Origin of the sequence: Pandoraea pulmonicola (assembly GCF_000815105.2) — a bacterium.
Taxonomy (GTDB): Bacteria; Pseudomonadota; Gammaproteobacteria; order Burkholderiales; family Burkholderiaceae; genus Pandoraea; species Pandoraea pulmonicola.
In genome coordinates this window covers 15,608-42,360 of the sequence record NZ_CP010310.2, presented here as the reverse complement: position 1 = coordinate 42,360, position 26,753 = coordinate 15,608, and the positions used below count along the sequence as shown (strand labels likewise).

The following is a 26,753-nucleotide window of genomic DNA, read 5'->3' as shown; positions in this document are numbered from 1 at the left end:
AACCGATCGCGGCGTAACGGAAGTCAGCAATTCGGGGAAACAAGAATGAATATTCGCGGCGGACTGCCCGCGTCCTGGCGCAATGGGTTTCGCGCCGTGCTTGCCGTACTGATGTTTTCAAGTGCGTCATCGGCCATCGCAGCCGTGTCCCTCACCTCGGTTTCTCCTCCCAGCGGACCTTCGGCGGGCGGCGCGCCGGTGACGCTGACGGGCAGCGGGTTCGTCCAAGGAGCGACGACGGTGACTTTCGGAGGCGCGTTGGCCGCGAACGTCGTCGTTATCGACCCCTCGCACCTCACCGCGATCACACCGCCACAGGCCGTGGGGCCTTCGACCGTCACCGTTGCCGTACCGGGCGACGCAACGTCGGTGGCCGCCGCATACACCTTTGTGGGCGTGCCGACCGTCTCGGGGGTCTCGCCGGCTTCCGGCCCGGCGACTGGCGGGACGGTCGTGACGATCACCGGCACCAATTTCGTGGACGTCACCGGCGTGTCTTTCGGCGCAACGCCCGGAACCAACGTGATCGTCAACAATGGGGCGAGTCTCACGGTGACGTCGCCGCCCGGCAGCGGCACGGTCGATATCACGGTGACGTCCGCCGGCGGCACGAGCGCCGCCAACGGCAACGACCGCTTCACCTACACGGCGGTCGCCCCGACACTGGCGATCAATACCACCGCGCTGGCCGCCGGCACCGTCGGGCAGCCATACAATCAGCCGCTTTCCGTCAGCGGCGGCACCGCGCCCTACAACTACGCCATCACCGGTCTGCCTTCGGGGTTGGGCATCTCCAATGGCGCCATTGCCGGGACGCCGACGCAAGCCGGTGGGCCATACAACATCACCATCACGGTCACCGACAGCTCGACCGGCCCCGGCGCGCCGTTTTCGACGACGAAAGCGCTGCCGCTCACGATCAACCCCGCGATTTCGAATCAGGTTCCGTCTGCACCTGCGGTACAGGCGCAGACGTCCTCGAGCACGCCCGTCACCATCCATGCAACGGCCAATGCGGTGGGCGGACCGTTCACGCGCGTGGCAATCTCCACGTCGCCTTCGAGCGGCACGGCCGTCGTGAATGGCGAAGACATCGTCTACACGCCGGCAGCGACCACGAATGGAAATGTGTCGTTCGCCTATACGCTCACGAATGCCTTCGGCACATCGGCGCCCATCGCCGTGACCGTGACGGTAGCCGCGGTGCCGGTGGCGGCGTCGAACCTGCAAGCGACGGTCGACGCCAACGGCACCACGGACATTGACATCACCGGCGGCGCCATCGGTGGGCCATTCACGGCCGCGAACATCGTGTCGGTGTCGCCGGCGAATGCGGGTACCGTGACGCTCATCGCCACACCGGCGTCGGCCGGGGCGACGGGCAACCGCTACAGCTTGCGTTTCGCGTCGGCGGCCGCCTTCGCCGGGACGGCGATCGTCACCTACACACTGTCGAACGCCAACGCGACATCGGCGCCGGCGACCGCACGCGTCACCGTTGCGCCGCGCAAGGATCCGTCGACCGATCCTGACGTCTCCGGCCTGATCGGCGCACAGGTGGAAGCGGCACGCCGGTTTGCGACAACGCAGATCGGCAACTACAACTCGCGTCTCGAAGCGCTGCACGGCACGGGACGCGCGCCGTCGAGCAACGGGCTTAACGTGATCCTGCCGAACGCGCAGCGCAAGCGCGATGCATCGCGCTGCGACGACGTCGTCGGCATTTCAGAGCGCGACGCCTGTCTGCGCGGCGACGCGAGTCCGACGGCGCTGAGCAAGGCGCGCAGTCTCGACGTGCGGGACAAGTCCGTGGGCACGAGCGGGATCGGAACGGGCGATGGCAGCGCGCCGAACCTGCCCGGCGTGGGTACGAACGAAGACAGGCGCTTCGCGTTTTGGACGGCGGGGACGGTGGACTTCGGTTTCGCCAACACGTCGGCGCAGCGCTCGGGGTTTCGCTTCACGACGGGCGGCGTGACGCTGGGCGCGGATTACCGGTTTTCGGACCAGTTCTCGCTGGGGGCCGGCGTGGGCTACGGCCACGATTCGACCGATATCGGCAGCTCGGGTACGCGCAGCACGGGCGATAGCTACAGCGGCGCGCTGTACGCGAGCTTCCGTCCGACGCCGACGTTGTTCGTCGATGCCGTGGCGGGCTTCGGGACGTTGAGCTTCGATTCGCGACGCTGGGTGATCGACGCGAACGATTACGCGACGGGCAAGCGCAACGGCCAGCAGTTCTTCGGCTCGTTGTCGGCCGGGTATGAGTACCGCAGCGACGACTGGTTGTTCTCGCCGTACGGACGTCTGAGCGCGTCGCGCTCGACGCTCGATCAATACAGCGAGTCGGGCGCGGGACTCAATGCGCTGACGTATTTCAAGCAAAACGTGAATACGCTGTCGGGGGCGCTGGGTGTGCGGGCGGGTTTCGCGAAGGCGACGCCCATCGGGACGTTCTCGCCCTACATCCGCGTCGAATTGCAGCACGACTTCAACGGACAGAGCCTGGCGGGACTCGCGTATGCGGATCTCGCGTCGAGCGGGCCGGTGTATTTCGTCCCCGGCAGCCCTTACGGCAGCGATCGCGTGCAGATTGGCGTGGGAACGAAGCTCAGGACTCGCACGCTGGTGTTCGGACTCGATTACAGCGCGACCACCGGGATGGGCGGGCTGCAGCAGGGCGTGAGGTTGACGATGACGGCGCCGTTCTGACCTGACGAAGGTGCCGCGGCGGAATGGAAGCTCGTCGCCCCTCGATGGAACAAAGCCCCATAGGCGGACGCTTATGGGGCTTTGTTGTGGCCGACGCGATTACTGGCCTTCGCTTTGCAGTCTCTCGATCGCGGTTCCGGATGTCTGGATTTCGGCCCGCGAATGCGGTCGTGCGAACGGGAAGGTCATCTCCCCATATTTCACGAAGCGCGATCCGCGCACCAGCCGGTAGCCCGCCCAGATCAGCAGGAACAGCGGGATGCCGATGTAAGTCGCGACCACGCCGCCCCAATCGATCCTGTCCTGCAGGAACGCCTCGTAGTTCTGGCCAAGGGTGATGACCAGGCACAGCACGAAGGCGAAGATCGGGCCGAACGGGAAGAAAGGCGACACGTACGGCAGGCTCGACACGTCATGACCCTGCTTGAGATAGCCGCGACGGAACCGGTAGTGACTGATCGCGATGCCGAGCCACGCGATGAAGCCCGTCATGCCGGACGTGTTGAGCAGCCAGATGTAGACAGCGTTGGGGCTGAACACGAAGGTGAAGAAGCACAGCGCCGCGACGGCAGCCGTGGCGAGCAGCGCCCGCAGCGGCACGCCGTTGCGCGAGACGCGACCGAAGAACTGTGGCGCCTTGCCGTCGCGAGCGAGGCTGTAGAGCATGCGTGTCGCCGCGTACATGCCCGAGTTGCCTGCCGAGAGCACGGAGGTGAGCACCACCGCGTTCATGACCGACGCCGCCCCCAACAGTCCCGCGCGCTCGAAGATCAGGGCGAACGGGCTGACGCTCACGTCGGTGACTTCGTTGCGCAGCAGGTGGGGATCGGTGTAAGGAATCAGCAGGCCGATGACGAGAATCGCCATCACGTAGAACAGCAGGATGCGCCAAAACACCTGACGTACGGCACGCGGCACGTTGCGCGCCGGATCCTTGGATTCGCCCGCGGCGATGCCGATGAGTTCGGTGCCCTGGAACGAGAAGCCGACCACCATCGCCACGCCGATCAGGGCGGCGAAACCGCCTGCGAACGGCGCGTCGCCTATCGTCCAGTTGGCTGCGCCGCCACCTTCGCCGCCGCGGATGATGCCCAACAGCATCATCACCCCCATCGCGACGAAGGCAAGCACCGCGATCACCTTGATCAGCGCAAACCAGAATTCGGCTTCGCCGAAACCGCGTGCGGATAGCGCGTTGAGCCCGAAGGTGATGGCGAGGAAGAGGGCGCTCCAATAGACGCCGGGCACGTCCGGGAACCAGTACGCCATGACGAGCTGCGCGGCGACGAGATCCACCGCCACGGTGACGGCCCAGTTGTACCAGTAGTTCCAGCCCAGCGCGAAGCCGAAGCCTTCGTCGACGTAGCGCGCGCCGTAGGTGGAGAAGGAGCCGGACACGGGCATCGCGGCAGCCAGCTCGCCAAGGCTGGTCATCAGGAAATAGACCATGAGGCCGATCAGCACGTAACCGAGCAGCGCACCGCCCGGTCCCGCTTGGGCGATGGTGGCGCCGGAGGCCACGAACAGGCCCGTTCCGATGGACCCGCCCACCGCAATCATCGTCAGGTGTCGCGCCGACAGCGCACGGCGCAATTCGGACGGGGCCGATGCCCCGGCTTTTCCGCCCTCGGGGTGTTGGTCGTGTTCCGATAGTGCCAAAGTTGTTTTCCTTAAGAGCTAATACACATCACGCGGTGCCACGCCCCAGACGACCGCGTGATTTTCATGCCTTGTTCAAGTGGGGCTGTTTTGATCTCTGGATACGAAAAAAGGCCTGAAAAATCAAAGGCCTTTTCGGTTCCCGTCCTGCTTTTCTCATGACTTCGGCTGCAACTCCGATTCCACGGCGGATCGGCTGCGTCAGCGGTTTCGCCGAGTCGCAAAGTTGTGGCGTCACTGCGAGCCACTGTAGCGATTCCCCTTGGGCGGGGTTGCCGGCTTCGCCAATTACTGCGGCACCGGGTCCAAGCGTCCCTCGGGGAATGCCGAAGTATACCGTGGGTTCGACATCTCCCCGTTGCCGCACAGGTGCGTGCGGCGCTGGTGGCGTATCGGGACGTTGCCGACGGCGCCGTTCTTGACGAGCTCATTCGGCATACGAAACGTTCAGCGCATCGCTGATGCCGCCATTCGATAGGCACACAAGATCGGGAATTTTTAAAGACCATGATTTCGCATTTGCTTTTTCTATTGGCGAACATCAGAGAGCTTGACTATCATTAAATCGGTTTGATTTGAATTATTTCCTTTATTTAATTTTAATTGAAATTAAATCATTGGAATAGAATCTTACCACAATGGAATCCTCAAATGGCAAGGAATATCACAATGGATATTTTCTTGACCACCAATTTCGACGACGCAGTTATTTCCAAATAATGAGGTGATATATGAGCGAAGTTATTTCCCTGAAGACTCTTCGTTTGATGCTAGCCGAAAAAGAAATGATTGAAAAACTCGAAAAAAGTATGGACGCATATTGCAGATGGTGCTCAGCATACTGAAATTGCAGATTTAATGATAGAGGCCGCTAAGTATGCGGCCTTTTCTATTTCCGCCACGCGAGGAGTATCTATGCTTGCTTGCAAAGCCGTTCGCGATCTTGCTCCAACTTCACTCTTAAGTCATCTTCACAAGAAGCTGTCGCACCTGACCAGAGCTGAGCAGGACGTTCGCATTGACGAGTGCGTCAAATTCCTATTTCTTGCGTCCGTTCGTCTAAAGGAAGGTGAAATTTCCTATATCGCAGTTAATCAGGATATTGACGAAGTTTGGCACGAATGCATCCTGCAAACGAGAATGTATGAATCTCTGTGCATGGCGCTTCCCGGAAAACGATTTATCCACCATAGTTCGTCGGCGGAGGGATACCGTGGTCACGTACGGGACATCGGTGCGAGCAAGGCGGCGGACGAACATGTGTGGTGGTTGGAAAATTATTATCTGCATTTCGGAGAGCACACTGAAGAATCTGCCAAGTATTGGAATGTCGTGACATTTCTTATGGAAACTCTCCAATTGTCGTTGGAGGAAATAAACCGTATCGCCAGAGGAGAGGCTGTTCAAGCTGGAAGCGGTTCGACTGATCAAGACCGGCCTGAGCGTAGCGGCGGTGGCCGGCACGCCGGGCGTGCCGGCGCAGTCGATTTCCGACCGGATCAAGGCTGACCGGGAGGGCAAGCTCGGCGGAGCACAAGGCCGGTCGGCCGGGAGTGCACCGGACGGGGGCTACGGCGTTGCCACCCCGGTGAGCGATTCATGCAAGTGCCGATGGCGGGCTTGTGCAACAGTAATGACGCCCACGATGGGCCGACTGGCGATGGCAGGTGCATCGCGATATCACAGGAATTTCAATCAGGCAACGCTATGCTTCCCGTTTCCGGCACAGAGGCTCAGTGCCCCCGGTCCCCAGTGACTGCATCGACCTCGGCATCGCCCCGACAAAGCGCCCCGCCACCAACTACGCTGGCCGCCAATGTGCGTGCGGTGTATCAGGCCAATGGTGAATCCTTCGGCGTGCCGTCGATCTGGCTGGAACATCTGCCTCCCCCGACAACACCGGCAATACTTGACGTGCTGCTGGACATGCAAGGCATACCAGCGCCGCATGTCGGGGTGGTGTCTGGCATGCTGTCGAGTCCGCTCCAACAGCCATCCCGCCCCTCGACGGCGGCGATACTTGATGCGGTGCTGGATATGCATGGCGTGCCGGCGTCCCCGGCCCAACGATCGCTGCAACCCCAAACCTGGGAAACGCACGCCAGCGGCGGCGATCGAAAACGCGTGGCGACGCAAGACGCAGGCAGTCGTGGCGACGCGGATTTAATGCCTCCGCCGGCCCAAACCGTCCGCAAAGAAACGTGCACGGAGCGCAGGAGAACGACGGTCACCCTCGAGATGTTGCGGGAGTGGCAGCGCCTCGGTAAGGAGGGAATTAGTCAGGCAGGCGGGCTTAACGGCGTGGCCGGTCGGTACAGTGTCTCGTTGAGCGCGCTGAAAAATTACCTTTGTTCGGACGGCACGCTGACGAGGCACGCCGAGGACCGGCTCAACCCGCCGGGCACGGAAATCACCCCTGAAATGTTGCGGGAGTGGCAAGGCCTCGGCAAACAAGGGATTGCCAAGGCGGGCGGGCTTGACGGCCTGGCCAGGCAGTATGGCGTCACGTCTAGCGCGCTGAGAAATTACCTTCGTGCAAACGGCACGCTGACGAAACGCGCTGAGGACCGACTCAACCCACCGTGCAGGGAAATCACCGACGAAATGTTGCGGGAGTGGCAAGGCCTCGGCAGACAAGGGATTGAGAAGGCGGGCGGGCTTGACGGCGTGGCCGGACAGTACGGCGTCACATCTGTCGCGCTGAGAATGTACCTTCATGCGGACGGCACGCTGACGAAACGCGCCGAGGACCGATTCAACCCGCCGGGCAGGGAAATCACCCCAGAGATGTTGTGGGAGTGGCAGGGCCTCGGCAGGCAGGGGATTGCCAAGGCGGGCGGGCTTGACGGCGTGGCCAGGCAGTATGGCGTCACAGCTAGCGCGTTGAAAATCTACCTTCGTGCGGACGGCACGCTGACGAGGCGCGCCGAGGATCGGCTCAACCCGCCGGGCACGGAAATCACCGACGAGATGTTGCGGGAGTGGCAAGGCCTCGGCAAACAAGGGATTGCCAAGGCGGGCGGGCTCGACGGCGTGGCCAGGCAGTACGGCGTTGCGGTTGGCACGCTGAACCGTTACCTTCGTCTGGACGGCACACTGACGAAGCTCGCCGAGGACCGGCTCGATCCGCCGGGCGCGGAGATTACCCTCGCGATGTTGCGGGAGTGGCAGCGTCTAGGCAAGCAGGGGGTTGAAAAGGCGGGCGGGCGTGACGGCGTGGCCAGGCAGTACGACGTCACGGCTGGCGCGCTGAGAATTTACCTTCGCGCAGACGGCACGCTGACGAAACGCGCCGAGGAGCGGCTCGGCAGGGATGCCGCGCAGCCGATGTGAACCGCGCAAGCGCTTCATCACGACGCTGTTCTGCAATGACTGTTCGGGTCGACGCAAACGGTGCACTCGGTCAAGCATCTGAGTCAGGCGGGCTCGCGCGACTGCAGTTGGAGCACGGTCGACATCTACGTTCGCGCGACGCTGCGGCGAGTTGACTGCAACGACGCGTCCAGCTTATCCAGCATTCGCCGCCACCCAGCCCCCACACCCTTCGGCGCAAGCTCGCTCGGCACGCGTTCGTGGGTCAGCACGAGTTCGCACAAACCGTCAAGATCGAACAGGTCGACCGTGACGAGCGTTTCCTGTCGGCTCATGTACGACGACACCCACGTGAAAACCAGCTTCGACGGCCGATCGATCACCCGGTACTCGCCGGAGTGCACGTATTCGATGCGCTCGGAACGCATGAGGATGTGAAAACGTCCGCCTACCTGTGGGTCCAATATGGCTTCGCAGTGCTTCATCGTGCCGGGCAACATCCACCTGCACAGGCTGTCGGCATCGAGCCACGCATCGAATACCTCGTCGCGAGACGCGTGCAACAGCGAGCGGACCGTGATGACATCGCCGCTCATGACTGGGACGACTTGCGCTTCTGTTTCCTGGCGAGATGTTGGCCAAGCGCTTCCAGCCGCTCGCCCCAGAACTCGGTGTAGTGATCGAGCCACCTCCGCGCTTCCTCGAGATTTGACGCGTCAAGTTGGCACGTATGCTCCCTGCCTCTGATCTCGCGGCGGATCAGTCCAGCCTTCTCAAGCGTCTTGACGTGCTTGGAGATCGCGTTGAGGCTCACGTCGTATGGCGCGGCCAACTCGCTTACGGTCAGACTGCTTTCGCGCAGCTGGCTAAGCAGCGAGCGCCGGGTCGGGTCGGCAAGGGCGCCGAATATCGCGTTTAAGCGATCATCAGAGCGATCGTTTGGATTCATAGGGCGATGGTGAGAAATTATATTCAACCAAAAAGTTGACCATCAACCGATCGGTAGAATATTATTGGGCCGATTCTAACAGGAGAAGCCCAATGGTCACGTTGTTGCAAATCGATTCCAGCCCGATGGGCGAGGCGTCCCTTTCGCGTCAGCTGACGCGGGAATATACGCGCAACTGGCAGCGCGCGCATCCGGATGGCCGGGTAATGGTGCGCGATCTATGTCGCGTCGATATGCCGCCGATCGACGCGGAGTGGATTGCGGCGAACTTTACGCCACAGGCAGAGCGAACCGAGGCACAGAACGAGCGGCTGGCGCTGTCGACGACGTTTACATCAGAACTTCGCAGTGCCGACGAATACGTGATCGGCATGCCGATGCACAACTGGGGACCGTCTGCGCGCTTCAAGCTGTGGGCGGACCACATCGTGAGACATGAGGAGACGATTAAATCGACGCTTTCCGGCACGCGCGGATTGCTCGGCGAGCGCCGCGCGACCTTTATCATCGCAGCGGGTGCCGTCTATGGGCCGGACGAGGCGCAGGCACAGCTGAACTTCCTCACGCCGTGGCTACGCGTGCTGTTCCGCTTTCTGGGTATGGAGGACTTGCGTTTCGTAATCGCGGACGGCGCAGTAGGCGTGTTCACTCGGCAAGTCGATCCGGCGGAGTTTCTTGCTCCGCATATCAGGACGGTGCAGAGGTTGTTTTGGTAGGGGGAACGTCGTATCCGATATGCCGTGCTTGCGACACAGGTCTGCGATCTTCATGCCGGCATCGGCTTCCTTCAACACCCCGATAATCTGCTCTTCGCTGAACCGCGACTTCTTCATGACAAGGTTTCTCCCGCGGCCTTGCCACTAACTTTACAGTGGGATACTTCAGAGGGAGAAGGTCAGTCATCTTTTCGACCCCTCAAGTTTTGAGCTCAGATTAATCGCTCTAGGCCTAGGAGACATGCTTGAACCATGGCCCGAATTTTTCTGGAGCGTCGCTCAATATCCCTGCCCCACGCAAACGCGCGGGCGGGAACGTTCAGAATAAGGCCAACACGATAATAAAGAATGGAATTCCAAGAGCAAATACAGGAACATTGTCACTCAAGTCAATTACTCTTCTGCATATTCCAATTAGAATAATTGCATAAAATCTTGCCCCCAATTGATATCCCGCATGATTCGTTACGAACGCTACGCTCATGTCCACGAGGCCTCTATGCCCTTGGTTTGTGCCTTGATTTACTGGAAGCGTCTCAAGCCTCTGGTTAACTAATATCGCAACAGCCTCTCAGAGTATTTGTATTGTTCAGCAGACAACAACTGTTCCCCCGGAGATTAGCAGCAATGCAATGAGAGCCACTCCAGTTAGGACGATTGCCCCTCTTCGCACACCCGCGCTTTTGTAGCCCTTCCACCTGATGGTCATTGCTCCGATCACGAGAAGTGCAAGCGTGCCTGCTGAAGCCCACCACGCACCTGCTTCAAATTTCACGGGCTCGTGCATGTAATCAAGACGCCTTTCGAACGCAAGACTTAAGAAAGCCATGACGATCAGGCCTGACCACCTCGGAGATCCTGCCCGAACTTGGAGCAGTCCAATGTTCGACGTGACATCCCCATTTTTTCACCGCACTCTTTGCAACAGATCACTTTGATTACGCAGCCAAGAGTTTCTGGGAAATCTCTAGCAAAATCTGTAAGTCTACGGTTTCAATCGGCTCTATCGAAAGACCCTTCGGCCATTCTTCGTACACTATCCTGAATCGCTTTCCGTTGAAGGTGAAATTCCACCATTTTGTATCAACGGATATCGCGTCGTCATTCGCAATCGTCGTCACCTCAGAAGCATCTAAGAGGCTAAGGATCTCCGCGACAATTCTCGGAGCACGTTCCCAATCAACGGGCCGCAGAACCGCGATATATCGGAATCCCGTCGGCGATGTTTCCAATGAAATTTCCATTATTTTCCGAATCCCAAATCTTGCCCACCAGGACGAGCAGCAGCGTTAGCGATCTCTGTCCACGACAGTCCCTTTTGTCTAAGTTGCTCGACTGTGGGCCCTAGCTTGTTACCGTATTTCTCGACGTTTCTCGCCTCCACCGCCGCCACGAATTCCGGAGGGGATATATCTCGATATTGCAGTTTAAGAGCGTTTCTCTCGTCGACCGCCCATCGCGCGACAGCCTCCTCACTCGATCCTGATACCCGCATCTTATCTACGGTATTGGAAAGACTCCTCGAGTCAGCCTCGTACGCGATGCGCCTCACATCATACGGAAGGCCATCTCGGTAGAAATTGTTGTTGGCCGTAGCGTCAGCGGTTCCCGCCGTCGCCTTCGAATCCTTGACACCTGGAATCACTTTTCCAATCAAAACACCACCGCCGGTCGCCGTCACAGAATCTATTAGCGTCGTGTCGAGTTGCTGTCCGATGTTGTTCCCTGCTGGTCCAAAATCGCCATGCCCAACCTGAATAACTGCGTTTCGCACCTCGTCTTGCAGGTGCTTCGCCGTCCCCACAGGATCGGCGATAGTGGTGTAGACGCCTTTCAGACTCCCCCAAATGGTGTCTAACGGATGTCCCAGCGTTTCAGCTAGACCTTGCCCCACCCCCTTGAAATAGCCGCCAAGAGAACCAAAACCTAATGCTGGCGGTGGAATTTCCGTCTGTGGATTTGCGCTGAAGATCGTACTGTCGTTACGTTGATATCCAGCTGCAGTCCCAAACAGCGGTACGGCATTTCCCCATTGATCTTTACCAACGGTTTCGCTCGCATGTGCGGCGGCGTAGTTGTTCAAGTAGTTCGCAGCATCCTGGTTCCAACCACCCTTGGCAGCGGCAGTTGTGTCCACTTGCCTCAGAAGTTGATCTGCGAGTATCTGAGTTGCCTGCTCAACAGTCATTCCGGGATGGGCCGCAGCGAATTGCGGAGCGATATCTTGCTGAATCCGCTTCCGCTCATCCTTGCGCGGATCCTTACTCAGATCGTTGAGTTCCTTACCCAGCTTCGACGTCAGCCCCGCGCCTAGCGCACCGCCAAGTGCGTTTCCGCCACCCAGTCCAGCCACGATGGCACCACCCGCTGCGTGCATGAGTGCACGTGAATCGCCGCCCTCGGCCCAGTCTTTTGCCTCCTGTAGGTACTGAGCCTTCAGCGCTGGATCGTCTGTTTTCTCTGCCAACTTGAGAGCGTCTTCTCTCTATTTATCCGCATACGTCCCAATATCCCGCGCCACTGCCTCCCCTGCAGCCGTCGCAGCCGCCATCAGTCGCGACTGATCACCCAGTAGTTTCTGCAGATCCGGCGTACGGTTCACCGTTTCGTTAAGATTCGAAGTATCGCGGTTTAGACTTGCGAGGTCCAGTGTCTGGCTCGCGCCGTTCGTCAGTGTGATCGTTCCATCGCTGACACCGCTACGCGTCGTTCCTCGCTCGCTTCCGCCTTCCGACTGCGGCAGCATCGGTGAGATACCGCCCGTGTTCTTGCCGGACGAAGGTCCGGTCCGGCGCTCATTCGCGCCGCCGTTGCCCATCGTGAAGCCACCACCCACACCAAAGCTGTTCGCGCTGTAGTCGGAGTGGTTTTGGATGTCCGAGAACGTCAGCGAGCCCGTTGTCAGTTGATTTTTCGACGGGTCCGCCGTACTCGCGATGTACGCGCCCTTCAGATCCGTGTTGCCCGCAACGTTGACGTCGAACCCGCCGGTGCCCGCCTGAATGCAGATGATCTACGGGCTCAGTCACGTTGTTCGAAATGAAATTTTCGGTCATCGTTTTTTGCAAACTACTGCCCGATACCTTTTGGCCATTAACCCACTTCAGTTCAGGTTCTAGATTCTTTGCCCCCACCGAACTTACGATACGCGGTTGCCGATTGAATCAAACACTTCCTGAGGCAGTAGGTGGTGCCTCTACATGTTGACTATTTGCACGAGTTAATTGTCGTGGCGTCGTACATCATGCCGATAAGTACTACTGGCACGCCCTTGTAGTCTTCGACGCTTGGGTGAATCTCCGCAATCACGCCCCCTTTACAGAAAGTAGCGGGGCCGGTTTGGGTCTGACGCCAGCCGAGACCCACAAGAGTTTCGATGTACATATCCCGAAGCCGCTCCGTCCATGCCGCCTTGCGGATCATGATCGATAAGAGCGCACCGCCGAACTTCGCGCTCTCATTTCGATAAATAACATCCCCTCCGTTTGCGAGCATCCGCGCCATATCCGCCTTCATCATCGTCATCTTCGCACTTGCATCGGTCGTTGATGGATTTTTCACCATCGCAAAAATGACGACGAACAGCCACAACACTACCCCTAGTGCTATTGCATAGTGTTTAAAGAGTTTTTTATTCAACATGATTCAACTATTGCGACATAGGAATTTTAAACATTGGCAAAGACACCCCTGTTCCCGCACTTCCACCGAGATTTATCGCTTTTGTCGGTGCACCAATTCCCAGACCGATCTCGACAGCCGTACTTCCGCCGATAGCGTGATTCGCACCAACACAGGCGCCATAGGCACAGACAGCTGCCGTGTAGGCGCCTCCCTCGAGAAGTTGATTTGTATTCCATGCTTTTTCATTTTTGGGCGCCCCATAGACCGACGGTAGCCACCCCAATCCAACGCTCGCGCCTAACACCACTGGCACAGAACCACCGCCTCCGATAAATACTTGACCGTTATGTAGGTTCAACGTGACTGCTCCCGCCAAACCCAAGGCGTTGCCGCTGGCCGTGATGTAATCGGGGAAAGGGATACCCGGCCGTTGAAACCCAGCTGAATTGTCACCAATATTCCACCCCGGTGAAAACGGTCCATAGGAGTCAATCTTCGACGAGGAGCCATTGGTCTGTACCGCTTGCGACGACGGCACATTCCAACTGTACGGCGAACTTCCCCCTCCCGTACTCGCCAAAATCAAGTCGCGCAGCGCGTCAGGAGGCGGTGCCAGCATCGCCGCGTCCTGAACGAGATATTTGTTACCGGACGCGTCACTGTATACGCGCATGCCTTCGTTATCGTAAACCTCGCTGGCCTTCGTGTCGGCATTGAGTTTCACTACGGCACCGGTCCAAGCGCTTTCTCCATAGGCACTGTTATTGGCTGCACGCATGGTGTTTTCTATCTGCGTGAGCGAAATCGGTGAACCATCCGGATTGACTATGCCGCGACTCTTTGCATCTTCTAAGATTCTCCGCGCGAGCACCCTCTCATCCGGATGCAACTGCCGGTTAAAGCGATCGACGTTAAACCCTGTGAACGCGCCGGAACTCCCTCCAGCCGCCGCACCAATCACAGTGCCAACGCCTGTCGCCACGATCTGCGCCAATGCCTGATCGATATCCTTGTTGCCCGTCGGACGTGCCTTCTGAATGTTGTCGCTAAGTTCATTCAGCACCCCGCCCAGCTTTGACGTCAACCCCGCACCCAACGCACCGCCCAGTGCATTGCCGCCACCAAGGCCTGCGACAATCGCTCCGCCTGCCGCGTGCATCGCCGCGCGGTAGTCCCCACCTTCCTTCCAGTCGTCTGCCTCTTTCTGGTATTGCGCCTTCAACTCCGGATCGGTCGTGCCGTCGGCTAGCTTTTGCGCCGCCTCTCTCTTTTTGTCCGCATACGTCCCAATATCCCGCGCCACTGCCTCCCCTGCAGCCGTCGCAGCCGCCATCAGTCGCGACTGATCACCCAGTAGTTTCTGCAGATCCGGTGTACGGTTCACCGTTTCGTTCAGATTCGAAGTATCGCGGTTCAGACTTGCGACGTCCTGTGTCTGGCTCGCGCCGTTCGTCAGCGTGATCGTTCCATCGCTGACACCGCTACGCGTCGTTCCTCGCTCGCTTCCGCTTTCCGACTGCGGCAGCATCGGTGAGATGCCGCCCGTGTTCTTGCCGGACGAAGGTCCGGTCCGGCGCTCATTCGCGCCGCCGTCGCCCATCGTGAAGCCACCACCCACACCAAAGCTGTTCGCGCTGTAGTCGGAGTGGTTTTGGATGTCCGAGAACGTCAGCGTGCCCGTCGTCAGCTGATTCTTCGACGGGTCCGCCGTACTCGCGATGTACGCACCCTTCAGGTCGGTGTTGCCCGCAACGTTAACGTCGAACCCGCCGGTGCCCGCCTGAATCCCCGACTGTTCGACCACACCCGCGTAGTTGCCGCTCGCATTGCCTCGCGAATAGCTGAAGCTCCCTGACGCGCCGCCCATGCTGAGATTCAAACCACCGCCCATACTCTCCTGATGCGCCGAGCTCTCGCTCGTATCCTGCACGCTGGCGATATTCAGATCTCCACCTACACGCGCCATCACCTTGTCGGCACTCACGCCGCCGCCGACGATATTCGTATCGCCTCCGCTCACAATCATTGCCGTATTACTGGCGTTGATGTGTGAGTTGTTCTGGAATGTCGAATCCGAGTTCGCATCGCCATTCGCCCGTGACATCGACGCCGACACGCCCAACCCGCCCGTGCCGAACGAAACGCCAAAACTGCCGCCCTTCGACTCGTTGTCGCTGCGGGTCGATTCCGCGTCCTTGCTACTGAGCACATTGACCTGGTTGCTTGCTTGCAGCAGGACGTCCTTCGCATCGATGTTCGATCCGATGATGTTGACGTTGCCCTTGCCGGAAGCTGCATCCCCCGTGGCAATGAATGCAGTCGTGCCGCCCGACTTGATGTTGCTGCCGATGTTCTTCGTGCTGTCGAACGACGATGTCGACTTGCTGCTCGACGAACCCCAGCTCAACTCGACCTTGGCTTCAGGCTTCGCTTTCGGATCGGCGAGAGCATTCAGCGCCCCCTTGGCCTCGTTATACGCCCCGTAAGCCCCGCTCGCCGCAGCGTATCCACGCAATGCCGAGACTCGCGCGTCGCCGCCCGAATCCACCGCCGCTTTGACCTGATTGGTGACGTTTTGCACGGCATCGATGACCGGTGACTTCACTGCCAACGTAAATCCCGAGCTCTTGTACTCGTGCATCTCGTCGTGGTGCTCACGCTCCACTGCCGAGTCGATGGTGACGTTCTGACCGATACCGGTCACGTCCCCTGCCGCCACGATATTGCTGCCACGAACCAGAAGGTCATTGCCCGCCACCATGCTCACGTTGCCGTTCAGGCTACCGACAAGGCTACCCGTCTGCGTCACGCTGCTATCGTTGGTCCGGTCACGCTGCTCGTTCTTGCCGTACGAGATCCCCACGCCACCCGACGAACCCAGCCCCGAGCTCTTCTTCTCGTAGAACGTGCTGCTCTGGCTCTCGTTCCGCGCCGACTCGATGCGCAGATCGCGTCCGGCCTGCAGGGCGACGTCCCGCGTCCCAACGACCGTCGACCCACTGACGACGAGATCCCGTCCCGCCGAGACGCCAACCGCATTGCCTGACACCGTCGAGCCCACTGCAATCGTCTGATGCGAGCGGGACGACGATGTCTCCTCCGTCTTTGAGAGGAATCCCGAACTGCTGTCGTGTTTCCAGCTGCTACTGTCGTGCGTCTCCGAAATCGTCCCGATCTTGACGTCCCCTGTGGCTGCCAGCGCCACGGCACCGATGCCTTGCGACGAAACGGACGAACCCAGCACCGTCAGATTGCCCGACCCGGACGACGCCGCGACCGGACCGATCTGGTAAGCCCCAAGAACACCGTTGACCGCACCCGTCTGCCCGGCGCCGACCAGCAAGTTGCCGCCCGCGCTCACGGACGAGCCTCGCACCGCCTCGTCCAGCGACGACTTCGTGTACTGCAACGACCCGCCGAAGGAGTACTCGTCGTGCGTGTGGGAGTCCTTGACCGCCGTCACCGTTACGTCGTTGCCGGCAAGCACCGTCGCATTTCCGCCCGCTGCCACCGTCGCGCCACGCAACGTCGTATCACGCCCCGAGACCGTCGTCAGATTGCCACCGGCGGAGATCGCGCTGCCAACGTTCTGCACGATGACGTCGCTGCCGCCGTTCTTCCCGTCGGTGGTACCAACGGTCTGCGACTGGCCAACCGTCACCGTGTTGGCCTTGATATCGCGACCTGCCGCAACCACCACAACCCCATCGCTGGCGATGGCGCCTGCATTGAGCGTGACGTCGCGTCCGGCCACCGCCGCCACGCTGTTCGTTCCCGAGATGATGCCGACCGCTCCGATACCGGTGGCCGACGCGGACGACGTAAAGCTGCCGCCGTTGTTCGTCCCTGCGATCTGGGTCAGTGTGGTCGATTCGTTGATGAGGTCGCGGCCGGCCTGTACCACGACGTCCTTGCCGCCGATGCGACCGCCCGTGTTGCGGATGTCGCCCAGCGACGAGAGCGCCGTCGTGCCACCGCTGCCAACGACGCCCAGGTTCACGATCGCGTCGCCAAGAATCGTCGTCGCGGTATCGCTGACGATCTGGCCGCTGTTCTTGACGTCGCCCGTCGCGGCAAGCTTCACACTGCCGCCGGCGACCAGCGCACCGGTGTTCGTGAGATCCACCGTATTCGCCTGCGCCAGATACACCTGCGGCACCAGCACGGATTGCACCGAGCCGTCCGGCAGCGTGACGTCCTGCGAGACGAGCCACACCATGTCGCTCGTCAACTGCTTCATCTGCGCGTCCGATAGCCCCACGCCAACGGACAGCCCGAATTGCTTGCCGTAGGTCACGCCGTTGTTGAGCAGCGCAGTGTACTCGTCGAGATAGTTGGTGTAGCCGGCGAGTAGCGTCTTGCCGGTCAACGCCGTAATCTGATCCCGCACGAGCTGCGTTTCGTAGAAGCCGTCGCCGATGCGCTTCTGAGTCTTCTGCGGGTCGAGATTCAGCGCAGCGAGCATGTAGTCGCTGGAGATGAACTTCCCGTAGTCGGTAAAGCGTGGATCGGTCGCAACCAGGTAGTTTTGTCCGGGAGCCGTGCGCAACTGGAACAGACCATTGCGCGGCAACGTCAGACCGGGAATGGGCTGCGCCGACGAGCCCAGCGTTTGCCGATTCGCCACGCCGCCAGACAGGTTGCCCAACTGCGTGCCGGTGGCATTCCCGCCGGTCACGCCAGCACTGCCGACAGTGTTGCCGGAGCGATCGACGCTCGCGACCGTGATGTTCCGTCCCGACGACTGCACCGACTGCCCGCCAAGCGCGATTGCCGGCAGCGAGGCCAGCGTCACCGGCGGCAGCGGCGTGACGGGGTAGGCCACGTCCAGTTGCTCGCTGTCGCCCCCCGACTTCTGATGCCAGTAGAAGGTCGACGTCTGCGACTGCGTGACCGTCTCCTGCAAGAGGATACCCACGTCGTTGATCGTGCCGCCTTGCGCGCGCCGGATGAGATCCCGGCCAGCCGTCATCGTCGACGACTGGTTGTTGACGGCGCCGCCGTCGGCATTGATTCGGATCGACCCTTGCGCCTGCAACTTGGCTTCCGGGGACGCACTCACGAGTTCGTCGCGCGTGCGGGTCGTCGTCACGTAACGCGCGATTTCGTTGTAGTCACGCTGATCGATGCCCAGATCGCCGCGAGAGATCGCCTGATCGGGGCGGATCATCGTCTTCGGATCCCAGTCCGGCCAGAACGTGATGCGATACGTCGAACCGTTGTCGACGATGTTGTTGTAATACTGCGTGGGGTTCTTGCCGACTTCCCGCGTCTTCGTGGTCGACGCGCACTGCCCGTGGTCGTCGCACGGCCCCTGACCGGAGGTCGTGAGGTCCTGATACGATTCTTCGAGCGGCTTTGTCAGGCTGAACGTCCGGGCCGACATGTTCAGGTTCGTCACCTGCGACTTCGGCACATCGACCGTGATTGGCACCGCAAGGCGCTCCAGCAGCATCGACGAAATGGGCGCTGCACCCGCCCCCCAGACCCACTCCTTGAAAGTCAGGCTCGTGTGCGACTGTGTTTCCGTTCCGCCCACCAGCCCGGCTGTGTACAGGCTGTAACCCTGCGTACTGGATTCCGGCGTTCCAGGCCGCGTTACGATGCTCGTGCGCGTGTTGTTCACGGCACGCGCTGCAATGTCGAGATTGCCGTCCGCGACGATGCTGGCCGAGCGGTTGTCCAATACCGCAATCTGATTGGCAAGCAGACCAGCGCCGTCACGTGTGCCGTCCCGCGCAATTTCGATATCGCCAATGCTGTACATCAACGCGCCATCGTAGTTCGACACGTTGTTCGTTGCGTACAGCGCAAGCCGCTTCGCGCCCCCCATGACAGCCGCCGCACCATTGTTCTCGACGCTGGTGGCGTTGACCTGTACGTCGTTACCCAGCACCGCGTTCGCATTGACAAAGCTGCCGGCCTGAATCCGAACCGTGTCACCGCCGACGCTGCCGGCATTGGAGAACAGTCCGTCCGCATTCAGGCGTGTCGTTGCCGCATTGAAGCCGCCGCCCGCTGCGTTGACGATCTCCGCGGCGTGAATATCCAGCGTTCCCGGCGCGTTTAACGCACCAGTGTTCGTCAGCCGGCCCGTGGAAGTGAGTTTGAGCACGCCGTCGGCGCGCAGACGATTGGTGGACGAGTTCACGTAGTCGCCAATCGCCGCGAACGTCAGATTGCGTCCGGCCGTCATTTGGCCCGCGCCACTCATGGCACCGCCCACGCCGACATCCCGGTTCGAACGGATCACGCCATCCGCATTGTTCAACGACGCGACCTGAAGCGCGACGTCGCCAGCGCTTTCGATGGTGCCACCGGCATTGACCACACTCGCGCTTTCCTGCGTCGCTGCGAGCGACGTGCCGCCGAACACGCGTCCGCCCGTGTTGTCGATGGTGCCGCTGACGCCGAGCGTAACCGCGCCACCGCCAATGACTTTCCCGCCGGACACGTTGCTCAGCGATGCCGCCGCAATCGCGAGCTTTCCGTTGCCGCCGAGCGTACCGGCCGCATTTCCGATGTCGCGCGCGGCGGTAAGTTCGGTGTCGCCATCGCCGGCATTCGTGATCTGCCCGGACGCGTTGGCGATGCTGCCGACCGCGACCGTCAGTCTATCGTGCGCGCCGTTCGCGCTGATGCGTCCGCCGGTGTTCGTTAGCACGCCCGTGGCGGCTACGCTCACGTTGCCTGCCGCTTGAAGCGAACCCGCGGCGTTGTCGATGTCGCCTGTTGCGGAGACCGAAAGCCCCTTGGCGCCGTGGACCTTGCCTCCATCGCGATTGCGGATGTACGACGTGGACGAAAGCGTTGCCGTGTCGCCCGCGCTCAGTTCACCGGCCGTGTTGTCGATTCGCGCTGCGGTCATGGTCAGCGCGCCGAGACTGCCCAAGATGCCCGATGCATTCGTGAACCCGCCCGTCGCGAGGACGGTCAGCCTCTCGCCGCCGAGATGACTCACCTTACCGCCGTCGTTCGTCAATCCGCCGACGTCGAGCGTCAACGCGCTTGCGTTCGACATCACATTCCCGCTGGTGTTATCGAAGAGGCCGCCAATCCTGACGGTCTGCACCGCCTGACCATATTGCTTGATCTGCCCGGTCCCGTTCGAGACGTCGCCCGTGGCTGTGAGCGACAGCGCATCGGCGTCGATCAAGCCGTCCCGATTGTCCAGACTCGCCGTCAGGAGCTTGGACGTCGTCGCGGAAATCACCCCCTGGCGGTTGATCAATGCACCGCCAAGCGTGGCGTCGATGTTCTCCCCTGAGACGGTCCCACCGGCGTTGTCCAGTTGCCGGCCGGTAAGGTTCAACGCCTTGCCCGCCACGATCTGCGCCGAATTGACCAGCGAATCGGCGTGAAGCTCGAGATCGCCATTGCCACCGATCACACCCCCCGTCTTGCCGCCGGCGGTCGTCCCGCTTGCGTTGCGAAGTTCGCCGTCGACATCGACGACCGCATCGTCGCCAGAGAGGGACACGACACGACCCGCCGAGTTGTCCAGCGAAGCGCCCCTGATCTTCAGCGCCGAACCGGATTGCAGCAGCCCGCGCTGGTTGTCGATACTCGTGCCGCTGACATCGAGACGGGTCGTGGCGACCGACTGCGCGTCGCGGTTGTCGATTTTCCCCATCGCCGCCAGCGTGATGGTGTCGGCGCCAAGATTGCCGCTCGCGTTGAGCAAATGCTGTGCGGAGCTGATTTTCAGCGCATTGGACGCCGAGACGATGGCGCGCTGAATATCGATATCGCCCGCTTGCGATGTGAGTGTAAGGCCGCCGCTGGCATCCGTGCGGCTGCCGGACAGGTCGAGCGCACTGCCGGTGATGCTCAGATCGCCTCGCGCGACGTTACGCCCCGTAGCCGTCACCTTGCCGGAAGCCGTGACGCTCAGACTGCCAGCGAGCGTAGCCTGGCCATTCGCATCGATACCGGCACCCAACGTTCCATCCGACAGCACGCTCGCAGCCTGCGCACCAACGTTGCCAGCGGCGCTCAGCAAGCCATGATTTTCCAACGCAGCGCCGGTGCGCACATCGGCGCTGCCACCTGCGTACACATTACCCTGGTTGTCGATCCCGTCGCGCGCGTTGAGCGCGACATTCCCGCTGGCCTCTGTCTTGCCGGTATTGACGAGCTTGCCTTGCGTCGTCAGCGTCAGGTCGCCAGCCTGCGCCGCGACCACGCCCTTGTTCGACACGCCGACGCCATTTTCCGTACCCACGAGGAAGATGCGCTGCGCATACATGCCGCCGAGTTGGCCGACATCGATGGAAACGTCCGGAGTGGCGCCGTCCGCCGCAATCTTCTGGACGGCCAGACTTTCATGATCGACGCGATTCGCGCCCGTCACCACATTGAGCTGCTTGGCGTGCAACGCTGCGTTGACCTGCACCGCACGCGCGATGAGATCGACCTGATCGACGTTCGCGGCGTTCAGGCCGTCGCCTTGAATCGTCAGACGTCCGCCGTTGACCTGATAGCCGGTGAGGCTGCCGTCGGCGCCCATGATGGGCGTGCCGGTCGTGAGCACGGCCCGCGTAGTGTTGATGAAGCCGCCGCCATCGACCATGATGCCGGCACTGTTGGCCACGACAACCTGCGCCGCCTTGCCCGCCACTTCCAGATAGCCACGAAGCTGGCTCGGAGAGTTGCTGTTGACCTGATTGAGAATGACACGCGCGGCCTGATCGCGGGCAAGGTTGGGATTCCCGTTGACGTATCCCGCTTGCTGCGTATTCACGATCGTCGGCGAGTTATTCAGAATCACGCCCTGACGGGGAACGTCGAATTGCGTATAGACGTTCTTTGATACGCCTGCGGCCGTGGGCGTGGTGATATTGACTTGTTGAAGTCCATTGGCCGTCTGCACCACCGAGGGCCCATTGCCGCCCGGCGCCGCCACAACCTGCGCGCGCACCGACAGCGGTGCGATGACCTGGGCCAATACCAATGCCCGAACCATGGCGCGTTGGAACCCCGCTTCCGCGCGAGCGCCGCCAGACGTGCCTCGAGCACGCCGATTCTCGTGTGTTTTCATCTGATCTTTGTACGACTTGTTATGACCGGGATCTACGTCCCGATTTTGTTTACATCGTTACAAACTTCGCACACCGAATGTTACTAAATATTCAATTTTTTGTTTCTTAGTTAACCTTCATCTTTCATAAAATGATCAACAACGGTAATATTCCGAAAAATAAATATACCTAACCAATATCGCCGGGGATCATGATAAGTTTCGACGCCTGATTTCAGGGCTGCCCACGTCAGGGCGTTTCTTCCACCATTGCAATGGACTTCGGCCTGAATCCAGGCTGGGCTGGCGCTCGTCCTCCTGCGGCACCAGACGTCCGACGTATCGAAATGAATCACGATTCAATTCGCACTTTCAGCATCTCCCGCGCCGCCAGTCCGCTTCTCGTTGCCGCCTTGTTGACGTCCCCCATGACGCTGTCGCTCGCGATCGCGCAAACACCGGCAGCCGTCGATGCCGCCGGAACCAGCGCGCGCCAGCAACAGCTTCTGGAGCAACAACGGCAGGCGCAGGAGCGTGCCGCCACCGTCAATGCCCCGGCGCTTCGCTCCGCGTTGCCGGCAGCAGATGGCTTTCCCGCACTGCCTGCGGAGACGCCCTGTTTCCGGATCAACGATTTCTCACTGGAAGTGCCGCCCTCGTCCCCGCCGCGCGCGCAAGCCGCCGGGGCCTCGTCGCTACCGCTCGATCCGTTCGCTTTCGCCGCGACCTGGCTAGCGCACTACCGCGGCCAGTGCATCGGCAAACAGGGGATCACGGACATCACGGCAGGGTTGACGAAGGCGATTCTGGCGAAGGGTTACGTCACCACGCGCGTGTTGGTGCCGGAGCAGGACATCACCTCGGGCGAACTGAAGCTCACGCTGATCCCCGGCATGCTGCACGACATCCGCTTTTCGGACGCGTCGCAATACGGCACGTGGCGCAACGCCTTCCCGACGAGCCCCGGCGACCTTCTGGAGTTGCGCGATCTGGAGCAGGGGCTCGAGCAAATGAAGCGCGTCGCAAGTCAGGACGTCACCATGCAGATCGTGCCGACGGCGCTAGCCGGTGAAAGCGACGTCGTCATTGAGGTGAAACGCGCGAAGCGATGGAGTGTCGTTGCGTCGGTCGACAATTCGGGCTCTCGCGATACGGGGAAATTGCAGGGCAGCCTTGCGCTTGGCATCGACAATCCGCTTGGACTGAACGACATCCTGAACGTCGGCGCAACGCACGATCTCGCGTTCGCCGACAAGCGCTTCGGCTCGAATGGATGGAATGCCTTCTATTCGATCCCGTGGGGATATTGGACCGCCACATTCGCGGCTTATGCCAACCGGTACAACCAGCAGATCGCCGGCGTGAATGACACCTTCGTAACTCGCGGACAGTCGCAGAACCTCGACTTCAAGCTGTCCCGTGTGATTCAGCGTAGTCAGAGCAACGTGTTGAGCGCGCAGGTTCGCCTGAGCAAGCGGTTTGGAAGGAGTTTCCTCGAAGACGCGGAAATCGACCAGCAGTACCGGAACAACACATTCATCGAGTTCGGCATTGTGGATCGTCATTACATCGGTGCGGGACAATTCGACGGAAGCCTCATGTACCGGCAAAGCGTCGCAGGGCTTGGCGCCGCACGGGACAACGCGGTTCCCGGCACCCCGACGTACCGTTTCAAGATGGTCGTACTCGATGCCAACCTGTCACTTCCGATGGGTCAATTGCCACTTCGCTACGTCACGACATTTCACGGGCAGTTCACCAACGACGTTCTGCACTACATCGACGACTTGAGTATCGGCAGCCGCTACACGGTGAGGGGTTTTGACGGTGAGTCGTCGTTGGCGGCCGAAAAGGGTTTCTACTGGCGCAACGAGTTGCAATGGATGTTGGGTGCGTCCGGCGTCTCACTGTTCGCTGGCGTCGATTACGGGCGCGTGAGCGGTCCGAACGCCGCCTATCTCGCCGGCACGCAACTCGCCGGGGCTGTCATTGGTATGCGGGGCAATGCCAAGTTGCCGTTCGGCTTCGTCGCTGGAGAAGTCTTTGCGGGAGTTCCGGTCTACAAACCGAAGACTTTCCAAACCGCACGCACAACGGTGGGATTCTCGCTCACGGCGCAATTCTGACGTCGCTTGGCCCATCAGATCTACGAGCCAACGTTGCCGTTTGCTGTACAGCGCGAGCGAAATTCTAATCGTTGGCCGCGGTTCTGGGACTGGGAGTTCGGTCGCGGAAATCCGGCGCAAGAATGAAACTGAACACTCTACTTGGAGTGGCCAGCGTCGAATCTAGACGGTGGGCTGTGAGTAGCTCGGACACTCGACCTACGGACTTCTAAACCGTAACCGTAAGTTCAGCAAATGACGTAGCGACGACAGACGTAGAGCAGTCGCGACAACTTCGTCGCACATTCGCTTTTCGACTGAGCTACTGCCCCGCGATTCGCCCCCACGCCGTTAGGACAAACAAGCGCTATTCGCCTTATTTGATTTCCGGGAAGTGCCTTAGAAAAGCGCTCATACGTAGGACAAGGGCGGGGGGTGCTTGAGGCGGTGTGCCACCCACTTGTTTTTGGGAAGTTTGCCCCTTACCATTCGTCGGCAACTTGCGTAATGACATCACAGAACCCCCTCCCTCAGGGAGCCTGTCGAGCCTGACATCCGATCCGACGCACAGCGCGTCTGCGATCCGGGCGGGAAGACAGGCGGGGAAGGGTGTCCACACAGCGGTCATCGGCGGGGAACGGCATGAGCGGAACAGGCGATCGAATGCGCAAATCCGTTGACACAGAGGAAGCGGCAGGCGCAGTTGCACAACGCGGAGCCAGGCGGGTGCACGCGCAGGCGGGCTTTGAGGACAATCGTCCTGAGGCCGACGGGGTGCGTCAGCTGCAGGCCATGGCGGACAACGCTCCGCAGAGTACCCGACATCGTGCGTTGCAAAACGGCATTCAGGCGATGTCGACACAATCTTCCGGTCAGACCCTTCACAACAGCCCACGCATGACGGCGCAGCGGCAGGCACAGGCCGCGATCAATCGGACTGGACTCCCCGATTCGCTCAAGGCGGGGGTCGAATCCCTTTCCGGCGTGAGCATGGATCAGGTTCGCGTGCACTACAACTCGTCGCGTCCGGCACAACTGGGTGCGCATGCCTATGCGCAGGGCAGCGACATCCATCTGGCGACCGGGCAGGAGCATCATCTTCCGCATGAAGCCTGGCACGTGGTGCAGCAGGCGCAGGGCCGGGTGCGGCCGACGATGCAGATGAAGGCCGGTGTGCCCGTCAACGACGACGCCGGGCTGGAACGAGAAGCCGACGAGATGGGTGCAAAGGCGCTTTCGGCGCTGATCGACGACAGCCCGCGGGCTGCGACTGCGCATCGCAGTGTCGCCGCTTTGCACGCTGACGTGCCCACCAATGGCTCCGTGGTGCAGCGTGTCATCAAGATCGCCAAAGACGATTACAAAACGCGAAACGGTAAGGACACGAACAGTCTCGTCGCGAAAATCGAGAAGGACGATCGCTCGGAAGCCTGGCGACGTGGTTGGAAGACACACGTCAGAGACATGGCAGCGGACAAGGACGACGAATACGAGTACAAGGACTTCGGCGCATTCATGGAGACACTCGACGCCGAGTACCTCAAGGAGAGCAGCGACGAGCTTGCACGACCATCGTTCCCCAAGAAGGCCTACACGCTAGCCAAAGGCACGGCGTCAGTGCAAAGCGGCAAGGACATGAGCGACATCAGCCTCAGCGACAACGATCTCGCGCTTCCCCATCGCATGCCGTTCTCCGACATTCGCAGGAGCGTGCTGCTGTTCGGCAACGGCACGGAGACTTCGCTGGATCTGGTTCGCTGGACGGATCGACTCGTCAAGGCTACCGAGATGCGCAAGCTGCTCAATTTGAAATGGGACGTCAAAGGCCTTCTGCCTGAAGGTTATGAGGAGATGGTTGACGAGCAGATCGAAGAATTTAACGAAGAGCGCGATCGTGTGGTCAAACTATGGTCTGCACCGAAAACAAAGAAGGATCTCTCCCTGCTGGCGCCTCTGCTGTACAAGGCGAATTCGTTGCACGGCAACATTCCCGACCTTGGCAGCCATTCCACCAATAATGTGCGCGTGAGCAACCGCATTCACTCCCACTTCGAGCGCGGCTCGATGACGCCCGGAACCAAGGCGGCATATGAAATGTCTCCCCATCGGATCGCGAAGGGTGTCGCGACGACAAAGGGCAATAAGGAGATTGTCACCGTCGACGACAAACGCGTTCCCACCCGTGAAGTCCGCACGCATCACGAATTCTCGGCAACGCACATACCCCCAAGCGACCTCAAACCGATCAAGCTGAATTTTTCGCGTGTCGGGAAAGACGACTCGGACGACGAGTCGGGGAGCGACTCCGACGACAACCCACTGGCACCGCTGCGCGACGAAGAATTCGACTCCGACGAGGACTGAGGGGCGCAGGCTCCCGGAGGTCCGTCATGTCGAGGTTCATGAACGCTGAACCGGACGCGTCCTGATATCAGTAGTCTCTGCCTGCACCTTTCAGCCAACATTAAGCATTAGCGCGTGCATTCCCCTTCCTTGTACGGCCGGTTCGTTAGCGAATCCATAGGCGAAGCCGACCGAGCAGCAGGGGTCTAGCGGGCAGTTTTTGCCTTTTTTCGATTGGTCAGTGGGGGCTAAAAAATTTGCGCATCACAGTGACGAAGTCCCGGATGTATCAAGCGACTTCTACACTTGTCGAG

13 protein-coding genes and 2 pseudogenes are annotated in these 26,753 nt (G+C 60.4%); 6 read left to right on the top strand and 9 right to left on the bottom strand.

The genetic code is table 11. The features are described 5' to 3' along the window. Window positions 1-45 precede the first annotated feature (45 nt). Window positions 46-2,712 carry an autotransporter domain-containing protein gene (locus RO07_RS00110; RefSeq protein ID WP_052266890.1) on the top strand — a complete coding sequence of 889 codons (2,667 nt, stop codon included), beginning with the start codon at window positions 46-48 and terminating at the stop codon, window positions 2,710-2,712. Between the two features lie 99 nt (window positions 2,713-2,811). Here the strand turns inward: RO07_RS00110 and RO07_RS00105 are convergent, their stop codons facing one another. Next, entirely contained in the window at window positions 2,812-4,371 is a 1,560-nt protein-coding gene (locus RO07_RS00105) for an amino acid permease (protein WP_052266889.1), read from the bottom strand. Window positions 4,372-5,770: 1,399 nt separating this feature from the next. Here RO07_RS00105 and RO07_RS26470 point away from each other — a divergent pair. Both RO07_RS26470 and RO07_RS00095 read left to right on the top strand, forming a co-directional pair. Then, window positions 5,771-5,905 (top strand): annotated as a pseudogene (locus tag RO07_RS26470) (transposase); the annotation flags it as partial. Between the two features lie 293 nt (window positions 5,906-6,198). Then, the gene (locus tag RO07_RS00095; protein WP_147284579.1) at window positions 6,199-7,704 is read left to right on the top strand and encodes a hypothetical protein; all 1,506 of its coding nucleotides are present in this window, start codon (window positions 6,199-6,201) and stop codon (window positions 7,702-7,704) included. A 125-nt stretch (window positions 7,705-7,829) separates the two neighbouring features. Here RO07_RS00095 and RO07_RS00090 read toward each other — a convergent pair whose 3' ends face one another. Together RO07_RS00090 and RO07_RS00085 are read right to left on the bottom strand one after the other, a co-directional pair. Further along, on the bottom strand, window positions 7,830-8,279 hold the full coding sequence (locus RO07_RS00090) for an SRPBCC family protein (protein ID WP_039406951.1): 450 nt from the start codon (window positions 8,277-8,279) through the stop codon (window positions 7,830-7,832). Continuing rightward, the gene (locus tag RO07_RS00085) at window positions 8,276-8,632 is read right to left on the bottom strand and encodes an ArsR/SmtB family transcription factor (RefSeq protein ID WP_039406949.1); all 357 of its coding nucleotides are present in this window, start codon (window positions 8,630-8,632) and stop codon (window positions 8,276-8,278) included. Before RO07_RS00085 ends, RO07_RS00090 begins: the two co-directional genes overlap by 4 nt. Before the next feature lie 92 nt (window positions 8,633-8,724). Between RO07_RS00085 and RO07_RS00080 the strand changes: the two genes are divergently transcribed. Beyond that, window positions 8,725-9,348: an FMN-dependent NADH-azoreductase gene (locus RO07_RS00080; RefSeq protein ID WP_039406946.1), complete on the top strand. Its 624-nt coding sequence runs from the start codon at window positions 8,725-8,727 to the stop codon at window positions 9,346-9,348. 3 nt (window positions 9,349-9,351) lie between these two features. Here RO07_RS00080 and RO07_RS00075 read toward each other — a convergent pair. From RO07_RS00075 to RO07_RS00050, 6 genes and pseudogenes are all read right to left on the bottom strand, one after another. Further along, a pseudogene (locus RO07_RS00075) lies at window positions 9,352-9,465 on the bottom strand (transposase); the annotation flags it as partial. A gap of 821 nt (window positions 9,466-10,286) precedes the next feature. After that, window positions 10,287-10,592 (bottom strand): DUF3630 family protein, encoded by a 306-nt coding sequence (locus RO07_RS00065; RefSeq protein WP_039406943.1) that lies wholly within the window; start codon window positions 10,590-10,592, stop codon window positions 10,287-10,289. Then, the gene (locus tag RO07_RS00060; protein WP_052266888.1) at window positions 10,592-11,815 is read right to left on the bottom strand and encodes a hypothetical protein; all 1,224 of its coding nucleotides are present in this window, start codon (window positions 11,813-11,815) and stop codon (window positions 10,592-10,594) included. Before RO07_RS00060 ends, RO07_RS00065 begins: the two co-directional genes overlap by 1 nt. 18 nt (window positions 11,816-11,833) lie before the next feature. After that, a complete protein-coding gene (locus RO07_RS25625; RefSeq protein ID WP_147284580.1) occupies window positions 11,834-12,184 on the bottom strand; it encodes a hypothetical protein in 351 nt (116 codons plus the stop codon). 371 nt (window positions 12,185-12,555) lie between these two features. Next, entirely contained in the window at window positions 12,556-12,990 is a 435-nt protein-coding gene (locus RO07_RS00055; RefSeq protein WP_039406941.1) for a hypothetical protein, read from the bottom strand. Window positions 12,991-12,997: 7 nt separating this feature from the next. Continuing rightward, on the bottom strand, window positions 12,998-21,937 hold the full coding sequence (locus RO07_RS00050; protein ID WP_160118088.1) for a two-partner secretion domain-containing protein: 8,940 nt from the start codon (window positions 21,935-21,937) through the stop codon (window positions 12,998-13,000). A gap of 401 nt (window positions 21,938-22,338) precedes the next feature. Here RO07_RS00050 and RO07_RS00045 point away from each other — a divergent pair, with 401 nt between their 5' ends. Further along, on the top strand, window positions 22,339-24,117 hold the full coding sequence (locus RO07_RS00045; protein ID WP_174234873.1) for a ShlB/FhaC/HecB family hemolysin secretion/activation protein: 1,779 nt from the start codon (window positions 22,339-22,341) through the stop codon (window positions 24,115-24,117). A gap of 642 nt (window positions 24,118-24,759) precedes the next feature. After that, window positions 24,760-26,460, top strand: a complete 1,701-nt coding sequence (locus RO07_RS26465; protein WP_237171347.1) for an eCIS core domain-containing protein — start codon at window positions 24,760-24,762, stop codon at window positions 26,458-26,460. Window positions 26,461-26,753 lie beyond the last annotated feature (293 nt).